The following is a 21,517-nucleotide window of genomic DNA, read 5'->3' on the forward strand; positions in this document are numbered from 1 at the left end:
ATGTTCTTCACAAACTTTAGCTCACCGTCTTGCCCTGCTGTTCATGACAATGTCTGTATCCGTTAAGTTTTCGTGGAGAATATAAAGTCTTGCCAATGAGCAGGATATAACAAAGCGTAACGATCTATGTTCTCAAACACGAGTTGCGCTCAATACTACACAGGGAGATTTTGGGATGGGCGAAAAAAATATTTTGGCGTATTTCAAAAGTCCTGAGGAAGCACAGGGAGCCGCGAGAAAACTGGAAGCTCTCCGGGTAACGGATATGTCGATAGATCGTTTTAGCCGGTATCCGCGGCAGTCTACAGGCAACGCCGGATTGCCTGTGTTTTCGGGACAGATTAGCAGCTTGTCCTCACTCACACAGGGCGTGGATTTTACAGATGCTTCTCCAGCGATACTGGCTGCGGCTGATCCTGCTGCCAGTGGCATGAGTGATGGAGGACAAGGTGGACCGACAGGCCGCGATATTTTGTTGACTGCGGTGGTGGACGAATCAATTCATCATCAGGCGATGTCGATTGTGGAACAAGCGGGTGGAATGCTGTGACAAGTTTGGAAGGAGCAGTGACCGATGTCTAAAAACAAACGGTTCGATAAAGTGCTGACCAAAACCGAGAAAATCAAACGCATGCAATCTGCCAAAAACGAAGATGTTGAGTTCTCGGCAGAGCAGGCAGATGCTGAGGATCTGGAAGCGATCCGACGTAGTGAAGTAGCTGACCGCCGTCAGCAACGGATCATAAACGACAACGAGTAGAATACAATAAGGCGGGTATCCCACCTATAAAGGTGATTTGTGGGATAGCCCGTCTTATTTATGTTTCTCCTTTGTTCTATTCATTAGTAGATTTATACCAGATGATAGCCGTAACAATAACTAGCATTATAATCTAATATTGTCTTTGTCATACTGGCTTTTTTGAACTCCTATGCGAGTATATAGTACAATGTAATGTATGCATGTGAAATGAGGAGGAAATGTAAACCATGTTGTGGAATGAAATTACAATACATACAAGTGAAGAAGCCGTCGAAATGATTTCGAATTTTCTGCACGAAGCAGGTGCGGGAGGGGTTTCCATTGAAGAATCCGGTTCGCTTAATAAGCCCCGGGACACGTCTTATGGACAATGGTACGATCGTCCTTTGAACGACATTCCTGAAGGACAAGCGACCATCAAGGGCTATTTTGCCGAAGAAGTAGACATGGACAGCGTGCGTGCACAAATTGAGCCGCGGGTTGAACAATTGAGAACTTTTGATATTGACCCTGGCGAGGTTCGGTATGAGCTGAAAACGGTCCACGAGGATGACTGGGCTAATGCCTGGAAGCAATATTTTAAGCCTTTACGTGTATCGGATCGTTTGACCATCAAACCGACTTGGGAAGAGTATGAGCCTGCGAGTGAAGATGAAAAAATTATTGAGCTTGATCCAGGTATGGCCTTCGGTACTGGTACACATCCGACGACATCCCTTTGCCTGAGAACGCTGGAATCCGTGATTCAGGGTGGAGAAGAAGTCATTGATGTTGGTACAGGCTCCGGTATCTTAGCGATTGGAGCGGTCAAGCTGGGAGCAAAGCATGTACTTGCCTTGGATCTTGACCCGGTAGCGGTATCCAGTGCGCGTGAAAATACGCGTTTGAACGAACTGGAGGAGCGCATCACCATTAAAGAAAGCGATTTGCTCTCCGTGCTTAATGCAAGCGATCCAACGCTGGGTATTCAACTGCCAGTCAAGCTGGTGGTAGCTAATATTTTAGCTGAGATCATTTTGCTGTTCATTGATGATGTATATAATGCCCTACAGCCAGGCGGTATTTATATTGCATCAGGAATTTGGAAGAACAAAGAAGAGGCTGTCGAAACCGCATTGAAAGCAGCTGGCTTTGAGATTACCGAAATCAACCGGGATGAAGATTGGCTGGCGTTTGTGGCGAGAAAGAGGTAAGCATGGATTTTTTACAAAGTATTTTTCGTGTGAATTTAAATGTCCTTCCATTTTACTTGCTGGCTGTGATCATATCGTTTACGGTGCATGAATTTGCGCATGCGTATTATGCCAATAAATTTGGCGACCCTACGGCCAAGCTACTGGGGCGCGTGACTTTAAATCCGGCAGTGCATATTGATCTGCTGGGTACGCTGTTACTGTTGATCGGAGGCTTTGGTTGGGCCAAGCCAGTCCCGGTCAATCGTGACAATTTTAGCCGCCCGCGCCTTATGGGCATTATTGTATCGGCTGCTGGTCCGCTGAGCAATCTGCTGCTTGCATTTGTGACTACACTGATCTATGCTGTGCTTCTTCATTTTCAGGTATTGCCGGGAATGGAGAACCAGCGGGTGGCTCAGGCAATCTATTTGTTTATCAATGCGCTAATCAATTTAAATTTGTTTTTGTTTATCTTTAATCTGATCCCACTGCCTCCACTCGATGGCTACCGGATTGTGGAGGACGTGGCTCCGACTCCTGTGCGCCGCAAGCTTCAGCACTTTGAGCAATGGTCGATCTTTATTTTTCTGCTTATACTGGTAATTCCGCAAGTACGAGCTGTAACGATTGAACCTCTTTACACGCTGTCTCAGATGATTTATATACAGTTTTTACAGTTCTCTTTTTACATTACCGGATTGTTTGGAGCCTAAGGGCTCCTTTTTTTTACGAGAATTGGTATAACATAATCGGAAAAGGGAACAGACTGGTCATACAGGCGCAAAAGATGATATGATGGTGCTTGGTGATTTCATCGGATTTTGTACGGAACGTTAGTGGACAATAGTTATTTTTAGAATAGGTGTGAGAGAATGCAGCGTTATTTTATTCCGGCAGAGCAATTTCTAGAAGATCACGTAATTGTTACGGGTGAGGACGCGCGACATATCGCCAAAGTCATGCGAGGCCGTAGTGGTGACAAAATTATAGTCAGTGACGGGGTATCCAGGGAAGCGCTGGCTGCATTGGATACGATTGAGCAGGACCATGTGAAGGCGACGATTATCGAATCGCTGGAGATGACCTCTGAACCGCATGTTCAGATCACCATCGCGCAGAGTCTTCCTAAAGGGGACAAGATGGAGACGGTGATGCAAAAATGTACGGAAATCGGAGCCACCGGGTTCGTACCGTTTTTATCGGAGCGTACGGTCGTACAGTATGATGCCAAAAAGGAAGGCAAGCGACTGGAGCGTTGGCGCAAGATTGTGAAGGAAGCGGCTGAGCAAAGCCATCGTAACCGGATTCCGGAAATTAGCGCACCCTTGACGTGGAAAGAACTTCTGTCTTCTTTTGCTGGGTATGATTTGATATGTTATTGTTATGAAAAAGAGCAGGGTCGGCAGCTACGGGATGTAATCCAGCCTTTCGCAGGACAATGGGCGTCCACAGACAAGCCGCGTGTGCTGGTAGTTGTGGGCCCGGAAGGCGGCTTTACTGAAGCGGAAAGCCTAGAGGCCGAGCAGGCCGGGGCACAGTCTACAGGACTGGGAAGACGTATTTTACGTGCGGAAACCGCAGGTATGGTTGCATTGGCATGCATTTTATATGAGACAGGAGAAATGGGAGGGGTTTAATATGCCATCAGTGGCATTTTACACATTAGGTTGTAAAGTAAACTTTTATGATACAGAAGCGATCTGGCAGCTGTTCAAAAAAGAAGGTTATGAGCAGGTGGATTTTGACGAGCAGACTGCTGATGTCTATTTAATTAATACATGTACGGTTACGAATACCGGTGATAAGAAGAGCCGTCAGATCATTCGTCGTGCAATTCGCCGAAATCCAGATGCCATTGTGGCAGTGACGGGCTGTTACGCTCAAACTTCTCCGGCCGAAATTATGGATATTCCAGGTGTTGATCTTGTTATTGGTACGCAGGATCGAGATAAGATTATTCCGTTTGTGAAGGAGATCCAAGAGTCGCGTCAACCTGTAAACGCTGTGCGTAATATAATGAAGACCCGTGTGTTTGAGGAAATGGATGTGCCTGATTTTGCTCATCATACCCGTGCGTTTCTAAAAATTCAGGATGGCTGTAACAACTTCTGCACCTTCTGCATTATCCCGTGGTCGCGGGGCTTATCCCGTAGCCGTGATGCTGCAAGCATTATTACACAGGCGCGTCAACTGGTGCACGCAGGCTACAAGGAAATCGTACTCACGGGTATCCATACTGGTGGTTATGGCGACGATATGGATAATTATGACCTGTCCGATCTGCTGTGGGACCTGGAGAAAGTGGAAGGGCTGGAACGTATCCGTATCAGCTCGATTGAAGCCAGTCAGATTGATGAAAAAATGCTGGATGTACTGAAACGCTCCAATAAGCTGGTTCGCCATTTCCACATACCGCTTCAAGCAGGGGACGATACCGTGCTGAAACGGATGCGCCGCAAGTACACGACAGAAGAGTTTTATAACAAAATGCTCATGATTCGTAAAGCGATGCCAGATGTAGCAATTACAACAGACGTAATTGTCGGCTTCCCTGGAGAAACGGACGAAATGTTCCGTAATGGCTATGAGCTGATGAAAAAAATCGGCTTCTCGGAAATGCACGTGTTTCCGTATTCCAAGCGTACTGGCACGCCTGCAGCACGTATGGAGGATCAGGTGGACGAGGACGTGAAAAATGCGCGTGTGCGTGACCTGATTGAATTGTCAGAGCAAATGCAGCTGGCATATGCTGAAAAGTTTGTTGGTCAGGTGCTGGAGGTTATTCCTGAAGTAGCCCCTAAAGGGACGGAAGATAGCGGTATACTTTATGGTTATAGTGACAATTATATTCAACTGGTGTTTGAAGGTAATAAGGATCTGGTTGGCAAGGTGTGCCGCGTGAAGCTGACGAAGGCGGGCGTTAATGAAAGTGAAGGCCAATTGGTCCGCGTATTGGAGAACGGGCTGCAAACAGCTTTGTAAAATAAAAAGAGCCTGAACAGGCAATAGCGATGGCCAACAAGGATTTCGCCTTTCCCTACAGAGAGGACGGAATCCTTGTTGCGCAAGGAAAGGAGATTACAGGATGGCAGCAAAAAAGGAAATTTCCGCAGGTGGCGTAGTGTTTCGCAAACAGGGGGAGCAGCTTGAAATTCAGCTGATCACCGACCGATATGGCAAGACATCTCTGGCTAAAGGCAAAATGGAGCCAGGTGAAACAATCGAACAAACTGCTCTACGTGAAATTCGTGAGGAAACAGGGCTGAACGGGCGGATTATTCAGCATGTGGATATGATTGCTTATACGTACCAGCACCCTGAATATGGGGAAGTGGACAAGGAAGTTCATTATTATCTCGTAGAGGCACTGGATGGGAATTTGCAGGCACAGATAGAAGAAATCAAAGGCGTCGCATGGCATACGCCCGAAGAAGCATGGCGTCTCCAGCGTCAGGGTGGATATGACAATAATGATGTCATTCTGAACAAGGCGCTGTCTATGCTAGGAATTAACGTTTAACCCTATGGGAAGACACTTGCTCCTCTATACGAGTCCATGCAGGTAAATAGCAGAGGGGCAAGGCAAGCAGAGAACTGATGACGTTAAACAGGGTTTGGGCATGCGCTACCTTGGCTCCGGGCTCAGTAGATATCCAAGAAGCGGCCATATCCAGCCCGGGGATTAACGGCATAAAGAGCAATGCCCCGCCTACGTTCAGCAGCACGTGGGACCAGGCCACAAATTTGCCGGACACGCTGCCGCCAACAGCGGCAATCAGGGCAGTCACGCAGGTGCCCACATTGGAGCCGATGACGATGGCGATCCCTACATCAGCTGGCAGGGCACCCGCAGCAGCCAGGCTAATCGCCATACCAATGACAGCTGCGCTGCTGTGAACCAGTGCGGTTAGGCAGGCTCCAGCAGCGAAGGCCCACCACATGTTGGCTGCAGCATGATCAAGAAACCAGCGGAATAGTCCGGCTTGCTCAATCCAGGGGCCAACGGCTTGCATCACGCGGATACCTGCGAGAATCAGCGAAAATCCGGCAAAGACGAGGCTGATAAATTGTACAGCCTGTGGGCGGCTCAGCCCATTGGAGGTGGCTGAAGCTCCGGCAGCTGCATACTGACGGCCAGCGACCGTTTCCCCCCACAGAACAGCAGTGCCCCAGCATAGCAGTGATCCACATAGCAGTGGAGCAGCCAGCTTGCCGAGCTGGAGGCCCATCAGCTCGGTTGTCAGGCAGGTACCAATATTGGTACCAAGAATGATGCCGAGCGTGCGGCCGTAGGTCAACAGCCCGGCATTGACCAGTCCGATCGTCAGCACCGTTACGGCGGTGCTGCTTTGCAGTAGGGCGGTAATGCCTGAGCTAAACAACATACCCCGCCAAGGGGAAACCGTAGCCCGGTTTAGCCAGCGAGTAAGGAAGGGGCCGGCCAAATGCCGGAGGGCAGCTTCCATCAGCTTCATTCCACCTAAAAAAATAATCAGCCCACCGCACAGCGGCAATATTACATGTATAAACACGGCTTTAGCCCCCCCTTTTCTAGGTGAAAATGAGAATACTTATGTAACAGCCTATGATCTACCTAGGACAGCCATGACAAGCATGGCCGAGCAGTTTTTTATGGAACGAACATTTTGTAGTATCTTCACAAGCTTTTAAAGCGTGACGTCGACATACAGGCGGGCAGTAGCGAAGCGGTTCATTTGAAGCTGGAGAAGCGCCAGCGATCGTAAGACCAAATGAATCGGCGGAGCCGCGCCCCTATCGAACAAAATGTTTTAACACTTTGAGTAATCCAAGAATAGGAGTGAAGGATTTTGCCTTCAGTAATATTAGAGCGTAGCCGTAAAAAAAGGCTGGAGCAAGCACACCCTTGGGTGTTTAAAAATGAAATAGCCAAGATTGAGGGTGATCCAGAAGCCGGTGATTTGGTCAGCATCCTGAACCATCAGGGGCGTTATTTGGCGACAGGTTACTATAATCGTGCTTCACAAATTACAGTGCGTGTGATGTCCTATGAGCCGCTAGAAGTGATGGACCAAAGCTTCTTTGCCCAACGTTTCCGCAATTGCTTGGAGCACCGCGAACGCTTTGTGACCGGAGGAAACGCTTATCGTTTGGTGTACGGCGAGGCTGATTTTTTGCCTGGGCTGATTGTAGACCGTTTTGGTGATGTATTGGTCGTTCAGCTGTTAACGCTTGGCATGGATCGGCGCAGGGAAGAAATCAGAGATGCACTTGTTGAAGTAATGGGACCAGTTGGTATATATGAGCGTAGTGATGTATCCATCCGTGAGCTGGAAGGGTTGGAACAGACGAAGGGTCCTTTGTACGGCGATTGCCCGCGCCATGTGGTGGTAACGGAAAATGGCTTACAAATCAAGGTCGATATCGAAGAGGGACAAAAGACCGGGTATTTCTTTGACCAGCGTGAAAATCGTGCGGCAATCGCGCCGTTGATGACAGGTTGGGGAGCGCGTAGCGGAATTACGTTGCAAGAAGTAGCTGCAAACCCAGGGGATGACGGCACAACGGTCATAAAGCCTGTGAATAAAAGTGGTAAGGTTGTTGAATTCCCATTCTGGGACGGTGCAACTGTATTGGAATGTTTTTCACATACTGGTAGCTTTACGCTCAATGCGTGTAAACATGGTGCGAAAAAAGTAACTTGTCTGGATATTTCTGAACATGCGATTGAAAGTGCTCGGGATAATGTGAAGCTGAACGGTTTTGAGGATCGCGTCGAGTTTGTCGTCGACGATGCTTTTCAATATTTACGTAATCAGGTTAAAGGTGTAGAGGAACGCACCGCGCGAGCGGGCGGCAAAGGAGATACATCTAAGCCGCTGACTGCGGGTGGCGGACGTACCTTTGACGTCGTTATTCTGGATCCGCCGGCTTTTGCCAAAACGAAGAGTGCTGTCAAAGGAGCTACACGTGGATATAAAGATATCAACCTTCACGGAATGAAGCTCGTCAATGAGGGCGGTTATTTGGTAACAGCGAGTTGTTCGTTCCATATGCGGCCGGAGCTGTTTTTGGACACGATTAAGGAAGCGGCTGCAGATGCTGGCAAAATCCTCCGACTGGTAGATTGGAGAGCGGCAGGGAAGGACCATCCCCAAATTTTAGGTGTGGAGGAAGGTCATTATTTGAAATTTGCCATCTTTGAGGTGCGCAGCCGGACACAGCTGTAGATTTCATACCCTTGTCAAAGTTAAACTACTATTAGGCGATAAAGATAAATAGGTGAAAACAAACTCAATTTTAGTATACATCAGTCCTGTAGAGAAGGCTTGCACCAAGCCATCCTGCGGGACTGTTTGTTTTTGAGAAGAGCCCAATTGCTACAACATGGCAAACGTACGTTCTTTTCTCTTTTGCCTGATATGCTATACTGTTTAATAGAATGTTGTTGGTTGGAAAGGAGGCCGCATCATGTCGGTCCGCTTATTGATTGGCCGCTCTGGTAGTGGTAAAAGTACGTTAATCCGTAATGAAATGACCTCTATGTTACGCGAGGAGCCGCTAGGTAAGCCTATGCTGTTACTTGTGCCTGAGCAATCGTCATTTGCTTCAGAACATGCGTTGCTTACAGAAGACGGAAACGGTATTCAGGGGTCGGTGCGCGCCCAGGTGATGGGATTCCATCGTCTTGCCTATTTAGTCATGCAGGAAACAGGGGGTTCAGCACTGGTGCCTGTAACGGAAGAAGGCAAGAAGATGCTTTTATATAAAATTATTCGTCGTCGCAAGGATGAACTGAGTTTATTTAAAGATTCAGGAGACCAACTCGGTTTTGTGGATCGGTTGAATACGTTGTTCACAGAGCTAAAGCAGTACGGAAATGATGCTCGGTCTGTACCGGAGCAACTGGATAGAATGCATGCTGCGGGGGAGTCCACTCCGATTTTAAGAGGCAAGCTCAAGGATATCAGTCTAATCTATGAGGATTTTGAACGGGAGCTGACGCTTAAATATATCGATGGTGAAGATACGCTTCGCATGCTGACAGAACAGATTGCACAGTCTTCCCTCGTGCGCGGAGCAGACATTTGGATGGATGGCTACCGGAGGTTTACACCACATGAATACAAGGTGGTGGAGCAGCTTATGCTGCACGCCTCTTCGTTGACAGTGGCGCTGACCTGTAACCGCAGCTACGAAAGTGGACAGCTTCCGCATGAGCTGGATTTGTTTCATCCTTCAGCGGCTACCTACGTCAAGCTTAAAGGAATGGCAGAGGAGCTGATGATTGAAACGCAGACACAGTTATTACGCCCCGATCCGATGCCTAGGTTTAAGGAACGTCCAGCGTTGGCGTATTTGGAGGCTAATTTCGAACATCGCACAGGGCTGCGGAATCAGGAACAGCGGCTGCGGCTACAGCAGCTACGAGAGCAATGGGCAGGTACAGAACCTAAGGGTATAAAACTGCATGCTGCGGCAAATCGTCGTGCCGAGCTGGAAGGAGCCGTACGCGAAATGCGCCGCCTGGCCCGCGATGAAGGTGCACGTTATCGGGAAATGGCCCTGTTTGTGCGTCATATTGAAGATTATGAGCCATGGGTGGAACCGATATTCAAGCAATATCAGGTTCCAGTATTTTTGGATCAGCGGAGAAGTATACTTCATCATCCCTTGGTGGAATTGATTCGGGCTTCACTGGATATCGTGCAGCGACGCTGGCGATACGAGGATGTATTTCGTGCGGTCAAAACAGACCTTCTATTGCCGCTGGACGGTCGAGTGAGCCGCGAGCAGATGGACCGTCTGGAAAACTATGTGCTGGCCTGCGGAATACAAGGTAGCCGTTGGACAGATGGTCGGGCGTGGCAGGCTGTGCCCAGTTTGTCGCTCGAGCTGGAGGAACAGGAACGTAACCGTCAACGGGATGAAACGCTGGATTTGATGGAGTTGTGCCGAGATGTGATTGTGACGCCTTTGCATGCGTTTGAGAAGCGTATAGGTAAGGCACGAACGGCGCTTGAGAAGAGCGAAGCCGTATATCTGTTGCTGGAGGATGCAGAAATCGGTCACAAGCTGGACGCCTTCATTCATCAGGCAGAAGAAGCTGGAAATCCCGAGCAGGCGAAGGAGCACCGTCAGGTATGGGATGCGGTGCTTGAACTGCTGGATCAAATCGTCGAAATGATGGGTGATGAGAGACTGGATACTGCTTTGTTTGCGGGTGTGCTGGAAACGGGATTGGCTGAGTTCCGTATGGGGCTTGTTCCACCGGCTCTGGATCAGGTACTGGTCGGAAACACGGACCGTACGCGTGTATCCGGTATTCAACATGCCTTTGTGATAGGTATGAACGAAGGTGTAATGCCGGCTGTGTTCCATGAGGATGGGGTGCTCAATGAGCAGGAACGTACGGCATTAAATGAACAAGGCGTAGACCTGGCGCCAGATATGACAAGACGTCTGTTGGACGAACGATTTCTCGCTTATACGGCCCTTACCTCTGCTGGTAAAAGCCTGTGGATGAGCTATGCAGTGACTGATGAAGAAGGCAAGCCATTGCTGCCGTCAGAGTTAGTGCGACATGTGCGGCAACTGTTTCCTGGCCTGAACGAACGTCCACTGGCTGGATACCCTCTGCCTGAAGACGCTTGGACGACGCAATGGGAGTACGCTTCCCATCCGTCTGAGGCATTGCCGCAGCTCATTGCGCAATTACGGCATTGGCGGCGTGGCGGTGATATTTTATCTCCCTGGTGGGAGGTATATAACTGGTATGCCAGCCAGCAGGGACGTGAGAAGGACAAGTTGCGTCAGCTGTTGACCTCACTTTTTTACGAGAATCATGCCGAAATGCAGAAGGAAACGAGCCGCCGTCTGTATGGCAGCAAGCTGCGTACCAGTGTATCTCGGATGGAACGTTTTGTCGCATGTCCATTTTCTCACTTTGCCTCTCATGGTCTTCGTTTGAAGGAACGTCAAATGTATCGTCTGAAGGCTCCGGATATCGGACAATTATTCCATGCAGCGCTTGGTGAGATGGCGATCAATCTGCGTGAACGTAATGTCAGTTGGGGAAGCCTCACTACCGAGGAATGTCGCCAAGAGGCGGAAAGTACGGTGGAGCGTCTTGCTCCTCGCCTGCAAGGCGAGATTTTAATGAGCTCCAAGCGGTATGGCTATATTTTGCGCAAGTTAAAAGACATTGTGAGCCGTGCTTCATTAATTTTGGGTGAACATGCACGGAGAGGTAGCTTTGAGCCGATTGGGCTGGAGTTGGACTTCGGACCGGGTCAGCCGCTTCCTCCCTTAAGCTTCCGGTTAGATAACGGCGTGGTGATGGAAATTGTCGGACGGATTGACCGTGTGGATGTGGCAGAAGGAGAAAAAGGATTGCTTTTGCGTGTCATTGATTACAAGTCTAGCCAAAAGGATCTTAAGCTGCATGAGGTGTATTATGGCTTATCCCTGCAAATGCTCACCTACCTGGACGTGCTGCTGAATGCGGCGGAGGAATGGTTGGGCGAGACTGCTTATCCGGCGGGTACACTGTATTTTCACGTCCACAATCCGATGCTGCAATCACCTAACGGTCTTAGCGCAGAACAGGCGCGTCAGGAGCTCTTGAAACGTTTTAAGATGAAGGGATTATTGCTCGCGGATCGGGATGTAGTTGGGCAAATGGATACAGCATTGGACAAAGGATATTCCTCTATTCTACCTGTTGCAGTGAAAGCAGACGGCAGTTTTTATAGCAGTGCTTCCGTTGCTTCGCCTGAACAGTGGGATAGCCTGTTAGCGTCGGTGCGCAACAATATTCGGACGATTGGCACACGGATGACGGAAGGCGATGTTGCCATTGAACCTTATCGCATCCAGCAAGAAACGGCATGTACCTTCTGTTCTTTTAAGCCTGTTTGTCAATTTGACGACAGTCTGGAAGGCAGTGGTTATAACCAATGGGGGAAACCGGGCAAGGATCAGGTCTGGGATCTGCTCGGTCATACACAGGAAGGGAAAGGAGGGATGAAGCAATGATAAGCACATCAAACGCTAAAGGCATACCGAAGCCGGAAGGAAGCATGTGGAGCGATGATCAGTGGCGTGCCATTTCGCAATCCGGTAACAACATGCTGGTTGCGGCAGCGGCGGGGTCTGGTAAAACAGCGGTGCTCGTAGAGCGTATTATTCGTAAAATTGTCGATCCTCAGCTCGGCTTCAGTGTAGATCGGTTACTGGTGGCGACCTTTACGAAGGCTGCAGCCGCAGAAATGCGTCAACGGATACGCGAAGCGCTGGAACGTGTGCTGGAACAGGAACCGGAAAGTGAACATGTACGTCGCCAGCTATCGTTGTTGAATCGAGCATCGATTACGACGCTTCACTCTTTTTGTATGGAGGTCATCCGCAGGCATTATCAGGCCATTCCTCTTGATCCCGGCTTTCGGATTATGAATGAGCATGAAACAGAATTGCTGCGCCAAGAGCTTTTAGAAGAACTGTTTGAGGAGAAATATGAGCATCATGATGAAGGCAGCACATTCCGCAGACTGGTCGACTGGTTTAGTGGAGAACGCACCGATGATGCCATGTATGTGCTTGTTCAGCGTTTGTATGATTTTTCTCAAAGTCATCCTTGGCCGGAGCATTGGCTGCGCGAGACGGCAGCAGCATTTCGTGTACAGGATGTAGCAGCTTTGGGGGAGACTCCCTGGGTTCGTAGTATTTTGACGGATGCTGCCCTTTCGTTGCGCGGAGCAGCGAGTTTGCTGGAACAGGCGCATGAAACAGCTATGCAGCCTGGCGGTCCTGCACCCTATGCCATGACATTGCAAGAGGATACGGCGATGGTGAAGGAATTACTGCAAGAGCTCGAGACACAGCCGTGGGCATCCTTGTATGATCAATTTCAAGCAGCATCCTTTGGCAAGCTCAAGCCAGTTAAAAAAGATCAAACCGAGCCTGCATTGCAGGAACGGGTTAAGACGCTGCGCGAGGCTGCCAAAAAAATGATTACAGATATGAAGGCTTCCCTGTTCGGTCGGAGAGCAGAAGCTTATTTGGAGGAACTGCATGCGACCGCTCCTCTGATGGACGAACTGGTGGAGACTGTGATTGCTTTCGGGGAACGATTTCAACAGCACAAGCAGTCAAAAGGACTGGTGGATTTCGGGGATTTGGAGCATTATTGTTTGAAAATATTAAGACACCCCGAATCTACTCCGTACAAGCTGTTACCTTCCGATGCTGCACTTGAATACAAGGCGCAGTTCGACGAGGTACTGCTGGATGAGTATCAAGATACGAATACCGTACAGGAAGATATCGTTAGACTGGTATCGCGCGAGGAACCGGGTAACCGTTTTATGGTGGGAGACGTGAAACAGAGTATTTATCGGTTTCGGCTGGCAGAGCCAGGGCTGTTTTTGAATAAGTATCAACGGTACGGTATACAGGAGCAGGAAGATGGCTTTTTGATTGATCTGGCGCGTAATTTCCGCAGTCGAGAGGAAGTTGTCGATGCGGTTAATTTGGTGTTCCGCCAGATTATGAGTGTGGATGTGGCGGAAATTGAGTACGATGAGCGAGCGTGGCTTGTACATGGCGCGTCCTATCCCGAAAAGACAGAGCAGGACGCTACATCTGCATACGCACCTGAGCTGCTGTTAGTTGATAAAGGCGGGCGTGGTCTTTCTGAGGTTTCGGAGTTGTCTGAAACGGGGGACGAATCGGCTTTACAGGAAAGTGAGCTGGCCGAGCTTGCGGAGCTTGAAACGGCTCAGTTGGAGGCTCGTGCAATCGCTCAACGGATTAAGGAGCTGACTGGAGATACTGGACAGCCACTGTTGATTTATGACAGGGGATTAAAAGCGATGCGTCCAGCAGTCTACGGTGATATTGTCATATTGCTTCGTTCAGCAAGCGTATGGGCTCCCTTAATTGTGGAAGAATTGCGGCTTGAGGGCATCCCAGCCTCTGGAGAGCAGACGACAGGCTTTTTTAAAGCAACGGAAGTTGAGGTAATGTTGTCCCTGCTGCACATTATTGATAATCCGCAGCAGGACATCCCGCTTGCATCCGTGCTTCGTTCGCCAATTGTCGGCTTGACCGAAGATGAACTGGCACAAATTCGTCTAGAGAAGCCGGATGGAATGTTTTATGATGCATTGCTGGCGGCGGCACAGACTGAACAAGTTGAGGAGAGTTTAAAAGAGACCTCTGCTGATGTTATGGAGATGGATCTTTTCACTGAGGACCCGCTATCTTCACCTGACCCAGTCCATAGGAATGACGGGAATACGTTGTCTACCCGACTACGTTCATTTTTGCGTAATTTGGACGCATGGCGGCAGGAAGCCAGACAAGGCAGCTTAAGTGTATTGATTTGGAATGTGCTGGAGGAAACAGGATATCTGGATTGGGTGGGTGGACTCCCTGGCGGCTCACAGCGTCAAAGCAACCTACGGGCTTTATATGACCGAGCGAGACAGTATGAGACTTCTACGTCCAACCGAGGCTTGTTTCGATTCCTAACCTTTATTTCCCGTCTGCGGGAGCGAGGCGGTGATTTAGGATCCATCAGCGGGGGGACTGAACCAGATCAAGCTGTCCGCATTATGACCATTCATAAAAGTAAAGGACTTGAATTTCCTGTCGTGTTTATTGCCGGGACGGCAAAAATGTTCAATCAGCAGGATCTGAATGCGCCGTTTCTTATGCACAAGGAGTTGGGATTTGGTCCTAAATATGTGGAGGAACAAAACCGCGTTAGCTACCCTACGCTGCCTAATTTAGCGATCCGTCGACGCTCACAGCTGGAGCTTTTGGCTGAAGAAATGCGTGTGCTATACGTAGCGCTTACGCGTCCGCGTGAAAAGCTGATTATGACCGGAACCGTGAAGGATCTCGCTTCCCGCGCAGCAGGTTGGGCACGTGCCAAGGAACATGCGGAAACAGTACTGCCAGACTATATGCTGGCGGCAGGTCGCAGCTATCTGGACTGGGTAGGTCCTGCATTGATTCGTCATCCTTCTGCAACTTCGCTGAGGGAAGCGGCAGGGGATCAGGAGGGGTACTATCATAGACTGGAACACATGCCGGGGGCAGACTGGTTATTTAAAATCGTAGCCTCAGAAACACTTTCTGGCTCTCGTGTGAACTCGGATCGTGGAGAAGAGGTATCGGCCGAAGAACGCCAAAAGAAAACAGAAGCACTGAGAAATGTTGAGCTAATCGAATTAGACGAAGAAAGTGAAACGGATATTGCTGCGGCTCTTTCCTGGACCTACCCGTATGAACGGGCGGGCAAGACAGCAGCCAATACATCGGTCACAGAGATGAAAAGATGGCTGGAGATGCAGGAGATAGGATCTGATGATTGGCTGAATCTATCTTCTATCTCCCAACAAGCAGACTTACCAGAGGATCGCGAAGATTCTGACACTAGGGGCAGTCAATTACACTTGCGCAGACCTAAGTTTATGGGAAATCAGCGACTGACTCCTACAGAACGAGGGACGGTCTATCATACGTTGATGCTGCATGTGCCCCTAGATGGAGTCATGAGCGCTGAGGTTATTGAGGAAACCAAAGCTCGTTTGCTGAATCAACGTATCTTACTGGATGTTCATGCAAAGGCGCTGGATACGAATAAAATATTAAGATTTTTCTCTAGTGAGCTAGGGGAGAGAATGCTGGGTTCATCCCGTATTCAGCGTGAGCTTCCGTTTACTTATACCATGCGGGCAACCGATTACTGGAACCACAGTTTACCTGCGGTGTTGCCAGAACAGAAGACAGTTACGGAAAGCGGGCAGGACGATAAAGTGCTGATGAACGGGATCATTGACTGTTTGTTTGAAACTCCCGAAGGGCTTGTGCTGCTGGATTATAAAACAGACCGGATCTCTGAATATCGTACGCTGTCACATTTAACAGACCAATATCGTTTTCAATTGGAGCTGTATGCCCGTGTGATTGAAGAGATTACAGGCAAAAAGGTTGCTGAGAAATGGTTGTATTTTATAGAAGCTGGAGAGAGTGTGCAGCTGTAGTGATATAGATAGGGAGAGGGGGAATAGCATGCGGATTTTGCATACAGGTGATTGGCATTTGGGTCGCACATTGGAAGGTCGAAGCCGTCTGAAGGAGCAGGAGGCGTTTTTGGAAGAATTGGTGAAAATGGCTGACGACCAGCAGGCTGATTTGATTATGATGGCTGGGGATGTGTACGACTCAGTCAATCCTTCGGCCGCCGCAGAGCAATTGTTTTATGAAGCATCTGCTCGTCTTACGGCTGGAGGAAGACCGCTAGTCGTCATTGCCGGCAATCATGATCAGCCGGAAAGAGTATCCTCGGTCACCCCGCTGGTGAGCGGGCGTGGAATTACATTGCTGGGACTGCCTCACGGGGAAGCAGTGCGTGTCCATACACCGCGAACGGGCGAAATGGCATGTATTGCGGCCTTGCCATATCCGTCTGAGTCTCGTCTGAATGAGCTATTGTCTGAAGACGGGGATGAAACCATATTACGCGAGGCATATAGCCGTCGTGTAGGGATGCTGATGTCACAGCTGGGTACAGCGTTTCGGCCCGATACTGTTAATTTGTCGATGAGCCATATATATGTGCTTGGCGGGCTGGAGTCGGATTCGGAACGTCCGATTCAGGTCGGGGGAGCCTATACCGTAGATCCGTCTGCTTTGAGCATTGGAGCGCAGTATACGGCTCTAGGGCATTTGCATCGTCCCCAATATGTGAAGGGCGATGGACTGATGCGTTATAGTGGTTCTCCGCTGGCTTATAGCTTTTCCGAAGCTGGACAAGCCAAATCAGTTACGTTAATTGACGTGATTGCCGGCAAGCCAGCACAGGTTGAGGAACTGTATATTACCAGTGGACGCCCATTAGTGAGGTGGCGAGCACGGGGAGGTCTGGAGGAAGTATATCGCTGGCTGGATGAAGGATTGGATGCTGATGCCTTTATTGACCTGGAAATTACGCTGGATGAAGCGATGTCAATGGGAGATATTCAACGGTTGCGCAAAAGCCGTGAAGGCATCATTCATATTCGCCCCGTGTACCCAGAAATGGCTGCGGCACAGTTGGAACAGCAACGTTCAGAACTGCCGGTTCATGAGCTGTTCCGGGCGTTTTACCAACGACAGACGGGCGGAGCACAGCCGGATGAAGGATTAGTACAGTTGTTTCTAGAATTGGTAGAACAGGATGATGCAAGAGACCACGCTGAGGAGGATGAGGTATGAAGCCGATCCTTCTGAAACTGGCGGGATTGCAAAGCTACCGGGAGTCCCAGGAAATTCGCTTTGACGATTTGACCGAAACGGGGCTGTTCGGAATTTTTGGTCCAACGGGTAGTGGTAAATCAACATTGCTGGATGCTATTACGTTGGCCATGTACGGTAAAGTGGAGCGGGCGGTGAATGGTACACAAGGCATCATGAATCATGCCGAGGATACGCTGTCTGTAGCATTTACATTTGAATTAATGTCAGCTCAAGGACCTCGCCGTTACCGTGTAGAACGACGTTTCAAACGTGCAGGAGGCGTATCGGTTAATAATACGCTTAGCCGTTTTATTGCATATACAGAAGACGGCGAGGAAGTACTTGCTGACAAAGTACAGGATGTGACGCGCTGTGTGGAGGAGTACATCGGCCTGAAAATGGACGATTTTACGCGCGCTGTCGTATTACCGCAGGGGAAGTTTGCGGAATTTTTATCCTTAAAGGGCAGTGAACGTAGACAGATGCTTCAGCGTTTGTTCCATCTGGAGAAGTACGGAGATCAACTTGCTCAGAAGCTGAGCCGTCGTGTGAAGGATAACGACATCGCCTTGAAGTCGTTGGAAGCGGAGCAGCAAGGGCTGGGGGATGCGAGTGCTGAAGCGCTTGAGCTTGTAAAGCTGCGCCTCCAAGAAGCGATGGACCATGCAGAGGCCTCGCGCCGCGAGCTAGAGCGTGTTTCACGGGAAGCGGAGGTGCTGAACAAAACACGGGAACTGGTCATCGAGCTTAGCCAAAGAGTGAATGAGTTGGAGGATATGGCAAGACAGGAACCAGGCATTGCTTTGCTGGAGCGCAAGCTGCGACAAGCATCTGCAGCGGAGGCGTTGTTGCCTGCACTGACAGATTGGAAGGAAGCCGTTGCCGAAGCAGAAAAACGGCAAAAGAATGCTGAACAAATGGCAGTCCTGGCTACCTCCGCAGCGAAGGCGGCGCTTGTATCTGTGCAAGCAGATGAGCAGGCGCGGCAAGCACTCAGTGCTGAAGAACCGAAGCTATTGCTTCGGATTGACCAATTGGAGCAGGCGCTTCAACTGGAACGTGATACGGAGGTGCTGCGGACCGAACAAGAACGTTTGGCGGCCGAACTGGCGCATAGCGAACAAACCCTTGCAGAGCATGCCGCAGGTCTCGCAAAGGAACAAGAGTTACAGACACGAGGTTTAAAGCGGCAGCAGGAGCTTCAGCAGGAGTTGAAGCAAAATGAAGTGCGGGCAGATGAGCGGCGTATGCTGCAAGAGGCTGTGCAGCGGCTACAACAGCTGGAGACAGCGCATGAGCAATGGCGTGAAGCTGAACAGGAGTATTTAGCTCAGGAGAAACGGCTTACACTAGCAGACGAACGTCTAAAGCTAATGGAGCAGGAGACACAGGAGACGGAGGCACGGCGTTCTGTCCTTGCTGCACAGGTGGCTGAAGGCATTGAGGCGTTGCTGGCGCTGGATGCGGAAATTACAGCCGATGTGTCGGCACTGGTTACCGAGGAGGAGCAGCTGCGTCACGAGCTCCGTGCCGAGGAGCTAGCGCGTCTCGCACAGCACCTCGCTGCCGAGCTGCGCGAAGGAGAGCCATGCGCAGTGTGTGGCTCTCTGCATCACCCCGCGCCTGCCGCTGTTGCGGCCCATGGCGCGGATTCCGCTGCGCCGGATGAGCTGCACCGCCTGCGGCTCGGCTTACAGGAGCTGCGTCTCACACTGCGCCAGCAGTTGCACGAGCAGCGCAGCCTGCTGACGCAGCCCGCCGCCGCAGACAGCGGCGCTGCCGCCACGGGCGAGCCTTTTACGCCTGCGGCTGCTGTGCCTCGTGGTGTCGCCGTATGGGCGGAGCGCTGTGCAGCGCTGGAGCGTACAGCGGCTGAGCTGGCAGCGCGTGCGCATACGCTGCCTGCCGAGGCACAGGCACTGCGTGAGGCGGACGCCGCCGGACAGCAGCGGCGTATCCGTGCAGCCGCCGAGCAGGAAGCGGCGGTTGCAGCCCTGGCGCAGGCGCGGAGCAAGCGCGAGGCATGTACCACGCGCAGCGAGGGGCTGCGCGCCGAATGGGCAGCGCAGCTGCCGGATGTCGGCCCCGACCAAGCTGCGGAGCGTTATCGCGCCATGCAGGAGCGCGACCGGCGTGCGGAGGAGCTGCGATCCCGCCTGGAGACGAGCGTGACCTTCCTCGAAGAAAAGGCAGCGCGTGTACAGCAGATACAGCAAAGCATCATCGAGGAGGACAAAATCATTATTGCCCGTCGTACAGGGCTGCAAAGTAAAGATGATTTGCTGCGTGAAAAGCAAGAACAGCTCCGAAAGTGGGTTGGAGAAGGCCAAGCAGCCTCATTGCTGGAAGAAGCGACCTCACGCTTGTTGGGACTGAAAAACGGAGCCGAAGCCGCTGCACGCCGCCGTACCGAAGCGGAAGAACGCAAGCAGCAGGCTGTTCATGCTTCACTGATAGCGCGGCAGGCCTCCGACTCGGCAGAAGAAAGACGGCAGACAGCATCATCCCGTTGGGGCATCCGTCTGGAAGCTTCCTCTTTTGCTACGGAAGCAGAGGTCTTGGAATGCTGCTTGGGACCGGAAGAAGCCACACGCTATGAGCGTGAAGTGAATTTGCACCGAGAACGGGAGAAGGAGCTGTCTTCCCGCTTAAAACATGTCGAAGAGCAGTTGAATGGAGCAACAATAACAGAGGAACAGTGGGAAACGACCACTGCGAGGCTGCGTGATTGCCGTGCACGCGACGAAGAGGCGCTTCAGAATCGCGCCAAGGCCGAACGTGATTTAGAGGACTTGCAGCGTCGGCACGTCCGCTGGATGGAGCTGGAGTCCAATCGTTTACATCTGCGTAGCGAGGCGGAAAAAATGTCCAAGCTCCAGTCTGTTTTTCGAGGCAATGCCTTCGTTGAATATATTGCCGAAGAGCAGCTCATGCAGGTCAGCCAATCCGCTTCACGCCGCCTGCGTTTTCTGACTAAGCAGCGTTATGCGCTAGAAGTAGATTCCAGCGGTGGTTTTGTCATTAGTGATGATGCCAACGGTGGGGTCAAACGTCCGGTATCGACCTTGTCCGGCGGCGAAACGTTCCTGACCTCTTTGTCGCTTGCGCTTGCGCTGTCGGCTCAAATTCAATTGCGGGGCCAATACCCTCTACAATTTTTCTTTCTGGATGAAGGATTTGGAACGTTGGACCCCGAACTGCTTGACACAGTAATTACCTCGCTAGAAAAGCTGCATCACGATCAATTATCTGTTGGTGTGATTAGCCATGTGCCTGAATTGCGGGCCCGGCTCCCACGCAAGCTGGTTGTTCTTCCCGCAGAGCAGGCTGGTGGAGGCTCTCGTGTAGTTATGGAAACATTTTGAAACAATGTGATACGGATCACAGATACAGTTTCAAACTGTTGTTATAATACAGCTAAGCCGACAAGTTAATCATACAGCACCCCGGCGGACGTATGCTGCGGAAGAAGTCTTCCCGTCATACGTCCGTTCAGAGGGGCTCTGCCAAGAGCTCCCGGGGTGCTTCTTTTTTTTGTAGCCGGAATTCGCCCAATTTGATGTAGCACATAGCCCGTTTTTGAATAACATACGGTATACATGCAAGAGTCTAGGAGGAAACAACCATGGAAAAAAGCATGATAACCGAAAATGTTACAGCATCGCATCAGATGGATGCTAAAACACTATGTCAACAGCATATGCATCGTTATGTATGCGTATGGGTAAAGGACGGGACAATGTATGACGGAATTGTAGAGCATGTGGATGATGAAAAGATATACTTAGCCGTTCCTATGGGTGGAGAAGAAATGGAGAATGTTAATCTCCCCTATCCGCCCAACAATTGTGGATGCGGCTCCCGTGCTTATGGTGGCTATGCATCTTATCCTCCGTACCCTTATCCGTACCCTTACCCGGTCCCAGTACCCGCCTATGCGTATGGATTCCCATACGGCCGTCGCCGCTTTAATCGTTTGATTCTGCCACTTGCTGCGTTGACAGCGATTAGTTTACTGCCTTACTACTAATCTGATCTTCTTCGTTGCCTGACCATCGTTCTACTCTCTCCCGCCTACAGCCCTTGTACAGTACAAGTGGCTATATAGGCGTATCCATACATCATCACTAAGTAAGGCTGTTTCTTCCAGCATGAAGAAACAGCCTCTTTTTCACATCTACCGTCTCAATATGTTAATGAGCTATAACGCTTACAGCCTTTAGCGAGGTTACAATGATTTATGAATGGAAACTGTATGGGTACAGTTTAGTGAAAAGAGGTATCCTGTTTATCTAAAAACCATGTTAACATC

General features: G+C 50.3%; 14 protein-coding genes. 13 read left to right on the top strand and 1 reads right to left on the bottom strand.

The window, feature by feature from the left end; all coding sequences use genetic code 11:
* The first annotated feature begins 175 nt into the window (after nt 1-175).
* The 7 genes from G7035_RS16890 (at nt 176) to G7035_RS16920 (ending at nt 5,458) form a co-directional block, all read left to right on the top strand.
* On the top strand, nt 176-550 hold the full coding sequence (locus tag G7035_RS16890) for a hypothetical protein (protein ID WP_016821610.1): 375 nt from the start codon (nt 176-178) through the stop codon (nt 548-550).
* Between the two features lie 24 nt (nt 551-574).
* The gene (locus G7035_RS16895; RefSeq protein WP_016821609.1) at nt 575-760 is read left to right on the top strand and encodes a YfhD family protein; all 186 of its coding nucleotides are present in this window, start codon (nt 575-577) and stop codon (nt 758-760) included.
* A 230-nt stretch (nt 761-990) separates the two neighbouring features.
* Nucleotides 991-1,956 carry a 50S ribosomal protein L11 methyltransferase gene (prmA, locus tag G7035_RS16900; RefSeq protein ID WP_019688066.1) on the top strand — a complete coding sequence of 322 codons (966 nt, stop codon included), beginning with the start codon at nt 991-993 and terminating at the stop codon, nt 1,954-1,956.
* Between the two features lie 2 nt (nt 1,957-1,958).
* Nucleotides 1,959-2,651 carry a site-2 protease family protein gene (locus tag G7035_RS16905; RefSeq protein ID WP_016821607.1) on the top strand — a complete coding sequence of 231 codons (693 nt, stop codon included), beginning with the start codon at nt 1,959-1,961 and terminating at the stop codon, nt 2,649-2,651.
* Nucleotides 2,652-2,810: 159 nt separating this feature from the next.
* The gene (locus tag G7035_RS16910; RefSeq protein WP_019688065.1) at nt 2,811-3,575 is read left to right on the top strand and encodes a 16S rRNA (uracil(1498)-N(3))-methyltransferase; all 765 of its coding nucleotides are present in this window, start codon (nt 2,811-2,813) and stop codon (nt 3,573-3,575) included.
* A 1-nt stretch (nt 3,576) separates the two neighbouring features.
* The gene (gene mtaB, locus G7035_RS16915; protein ID WP_019688064.1) at nt 3,577-4,920 is read left to right on the top strand and encodes a tRNA (N(6)-L-threonylcarbamoyladenosine(37)-C(2))-methylthiotransferase MtaB; all 1,344 of its coding nucleotides are present in this window, start codon (nt 3,577-3,579) and stop codon (nt 4,918-4,920) included.
* A 103-nt stretch (nt 4,921-5,023) separates the two neighbouring features.
* Nucleotides 5,024-5,458: an NUDIX hydrolase gene (locus G7035_RS16920; RefSeq protein WP_019688063.1), complete on the top strand. Its 435-nt coding sequence runs from the start codon at nt 5,024-5,026 to the stop codon at nt 5,456-5,458.
* On the opposite strand, the gene G7035_RS16925 is transcribed toward G7035_RS16920, so the two are convergent.
* Nucleotides 5,448-6,470: a Na/Pi cotransporter family protein gene (locus tag G7035_RS16925; RefSeq protein ID WP_019688062.1), complete on the bottom strand. Its 1,023-nt coding sequence runs from the start codon at nt 6,468-6,470 to the stop codon at nt 5,448-5,450. The genes G7035_RS16920 and G7035_RS16925 overlap by 11 nt on opposite strands.
* 297 nt (nt 6,471-6,767) lie before the next feature.
* Between G7035_RS16925 and G7035_RS16930 the strand changes: the two genes are divergently transcribed.
* The 6 genes from G7035_RS16930 to G7035_RS16955 all read left to right on the top strand — a co-directional run bounded on the left by G7035_RS16930 (nt 6,768) and on the right by G7035_RS16955 (nt 21,235).
* Complete coding sequence (locus G7035_RS16930) at nt 6,768-8,147, top strand: class I SAM-dependent rRNA methyltransferase (protein WP_019688061.1); 1,380 nt, start codon at nt 6,768-6,770, stop codon at nt 8,145-8,147.
* Between the two features lie 241 nt (nt 8,148-8,388).
* Nucleotides 8,389-11,955, top strand: coding sequence for a helicase-exonuclease AddAB subunit AddB (addB, locus tag G7035_RS16935; protein WP_019688060.1), 3,567 nt, complete (start codon nt 8,389-8,391; stop codon nt 11,953-11,955).
* Complete coding sequence (addA, locus tag G7035_RS16940; protein WP_019688059.1) at nt 11,952-15,971, top strand: helicase-exonuclease AddAB subunit AddA; 4,020 nt, start codon at nt 11,952-11,954, stop codon at nt 15,969-15,971. The genes addB and addA overlap by 4 nt, the downstream gene beginning before the upstream one ends.
* A 28-nt stretch (nt 15,972-15,999) precedes the next feature.
* On the top strand, nt 16,000-17,184 hold the full coding sequence (locus tag G7035_RS16945; RefSeq protein WP_019688058.1) for an exonuclease SbcCD subunit D: 1,185 nt from the start codon (nt 16,000-16,002) through the stop codon (nt 17,182-17,184).
* Nucleotides 17,181-20,570, top strand: coding sequence for an AAA family ATPase (locus G7035_RS16950; RefSeq protein ID WP_019688057.1), 3,390 nt, complete (start codon nt 17,181-17,183; stop codon nt 20,568-20,570). Before G7035_RS16945 ends, G7035_RS16950 begins: the two co-directional genes overlap by 4 nt.
* 260 nt (nt 20,571-20,830) lie before the next feature.
* The gene (locus tag G7035_RS16955; protein ID WP_019688056.1) at nt 20,831-21,235 is read left to right on the top strand and encodes a hypothetical protein; all 405 of its coding nucleotides are present in this window, start codon (nt 20,831-20,833) and stop codon (nt 21,233-21,235) included.
* Nucleotides 21,236-21,517 lie beyond the last annotated feature (282 nt).

The sequence above is a fragment of the Paenibacillus polymyxa genome (assembly GCF_015710975.1).
Taxonomy (GTDB): domain Bacteria; phylum Bacillota; class Bacilli; order Paenibacillales; family Paenibacillaceae; genus Paenibacillus; species Paenibacillus polymyxa.

Bases quoted from the DNA above. Each gene is read 5' to 3' on its own strand.
- addA (WP_019688059.1), top strand. From the start codon at position 11,952: ATGATAAGCACATCAAACGCTAAAGGCATACCGAAGCCGGAAGGAAGC.
- G7035_RS16905 (WP_016821607.1), top strand. From the start codon at position 1,959: ATGGATTTTTTACAAAGTATTTTTCGTGTGAATTTAAATGTCCTTCCA.
- addB (WP_019688060.1), top strand. From the start codon at position 8,389: ATGTCGGTCCGCTTATTGATTGGCCGCTCTGGTAGTGGTAAAAGTACG.
- G7035_RS16945 (WP_019688058.1), top strand. From the start codon at position 16,000: ATGCGGATTTTGCATACAGGTGATTGGCATTTGGGTCGCACATTGGAA.
- prmA (WP_019688066.1), top strand. From the start codon at position 991: ATGTTGTGGAATGAAATTACAATACATACAAGTGAAGAAGCCGTCGAA.
- G7035_RS16890 (WP_016821610.1), top strand. From the start codon at position 176: ATGGGCGAAAAAAATATTTTGGCGTATTTCAAAAGTCCTGAGGAAGCA.
- G7035_RS16895 (WP_016821609.1), top strand. From the start codon at position 575: ATGTCTAAAAACAAACGGTTCGATAAAGTGCTGACCAAAACCGAGAAA.
- G7035_RS16950 (WP_019688057.1), top strand. From the start codon at position 17,181: ATGAAGCCGATCCTTCTGAAACTGGCGGGATTGCAAAGCTACCGGGAG.
- G7035_RS16955 (WP_019688056.1), top strand. From the start codon at position 20,831: ATGGAAAAAAGCATGATAACCGAAAATGTTACAGCATCGCATCAGATG.
- G7035_RS16920 (WP_019688063.1), top strand. From the start codon at position 5,024: ATGGCAGCAAAAAAGGAAATTTCCGCAGGTGGCGTAGTGTTTCGCAAA.
- mtaB (WP_019688064.1), top strand. From the start codon at position 3,577: ATGCCATCAGTGGCATTTTACACATTAGGTTGTAAAGTAAACTTTTAT.
- G7035_RS16910 (WP_019688065.1), top strand. From the start codon at position 2,811: ATGCAGCGTTATTTTATTCCGGCAGAGCAATTTCTAGAAGATCACGTA.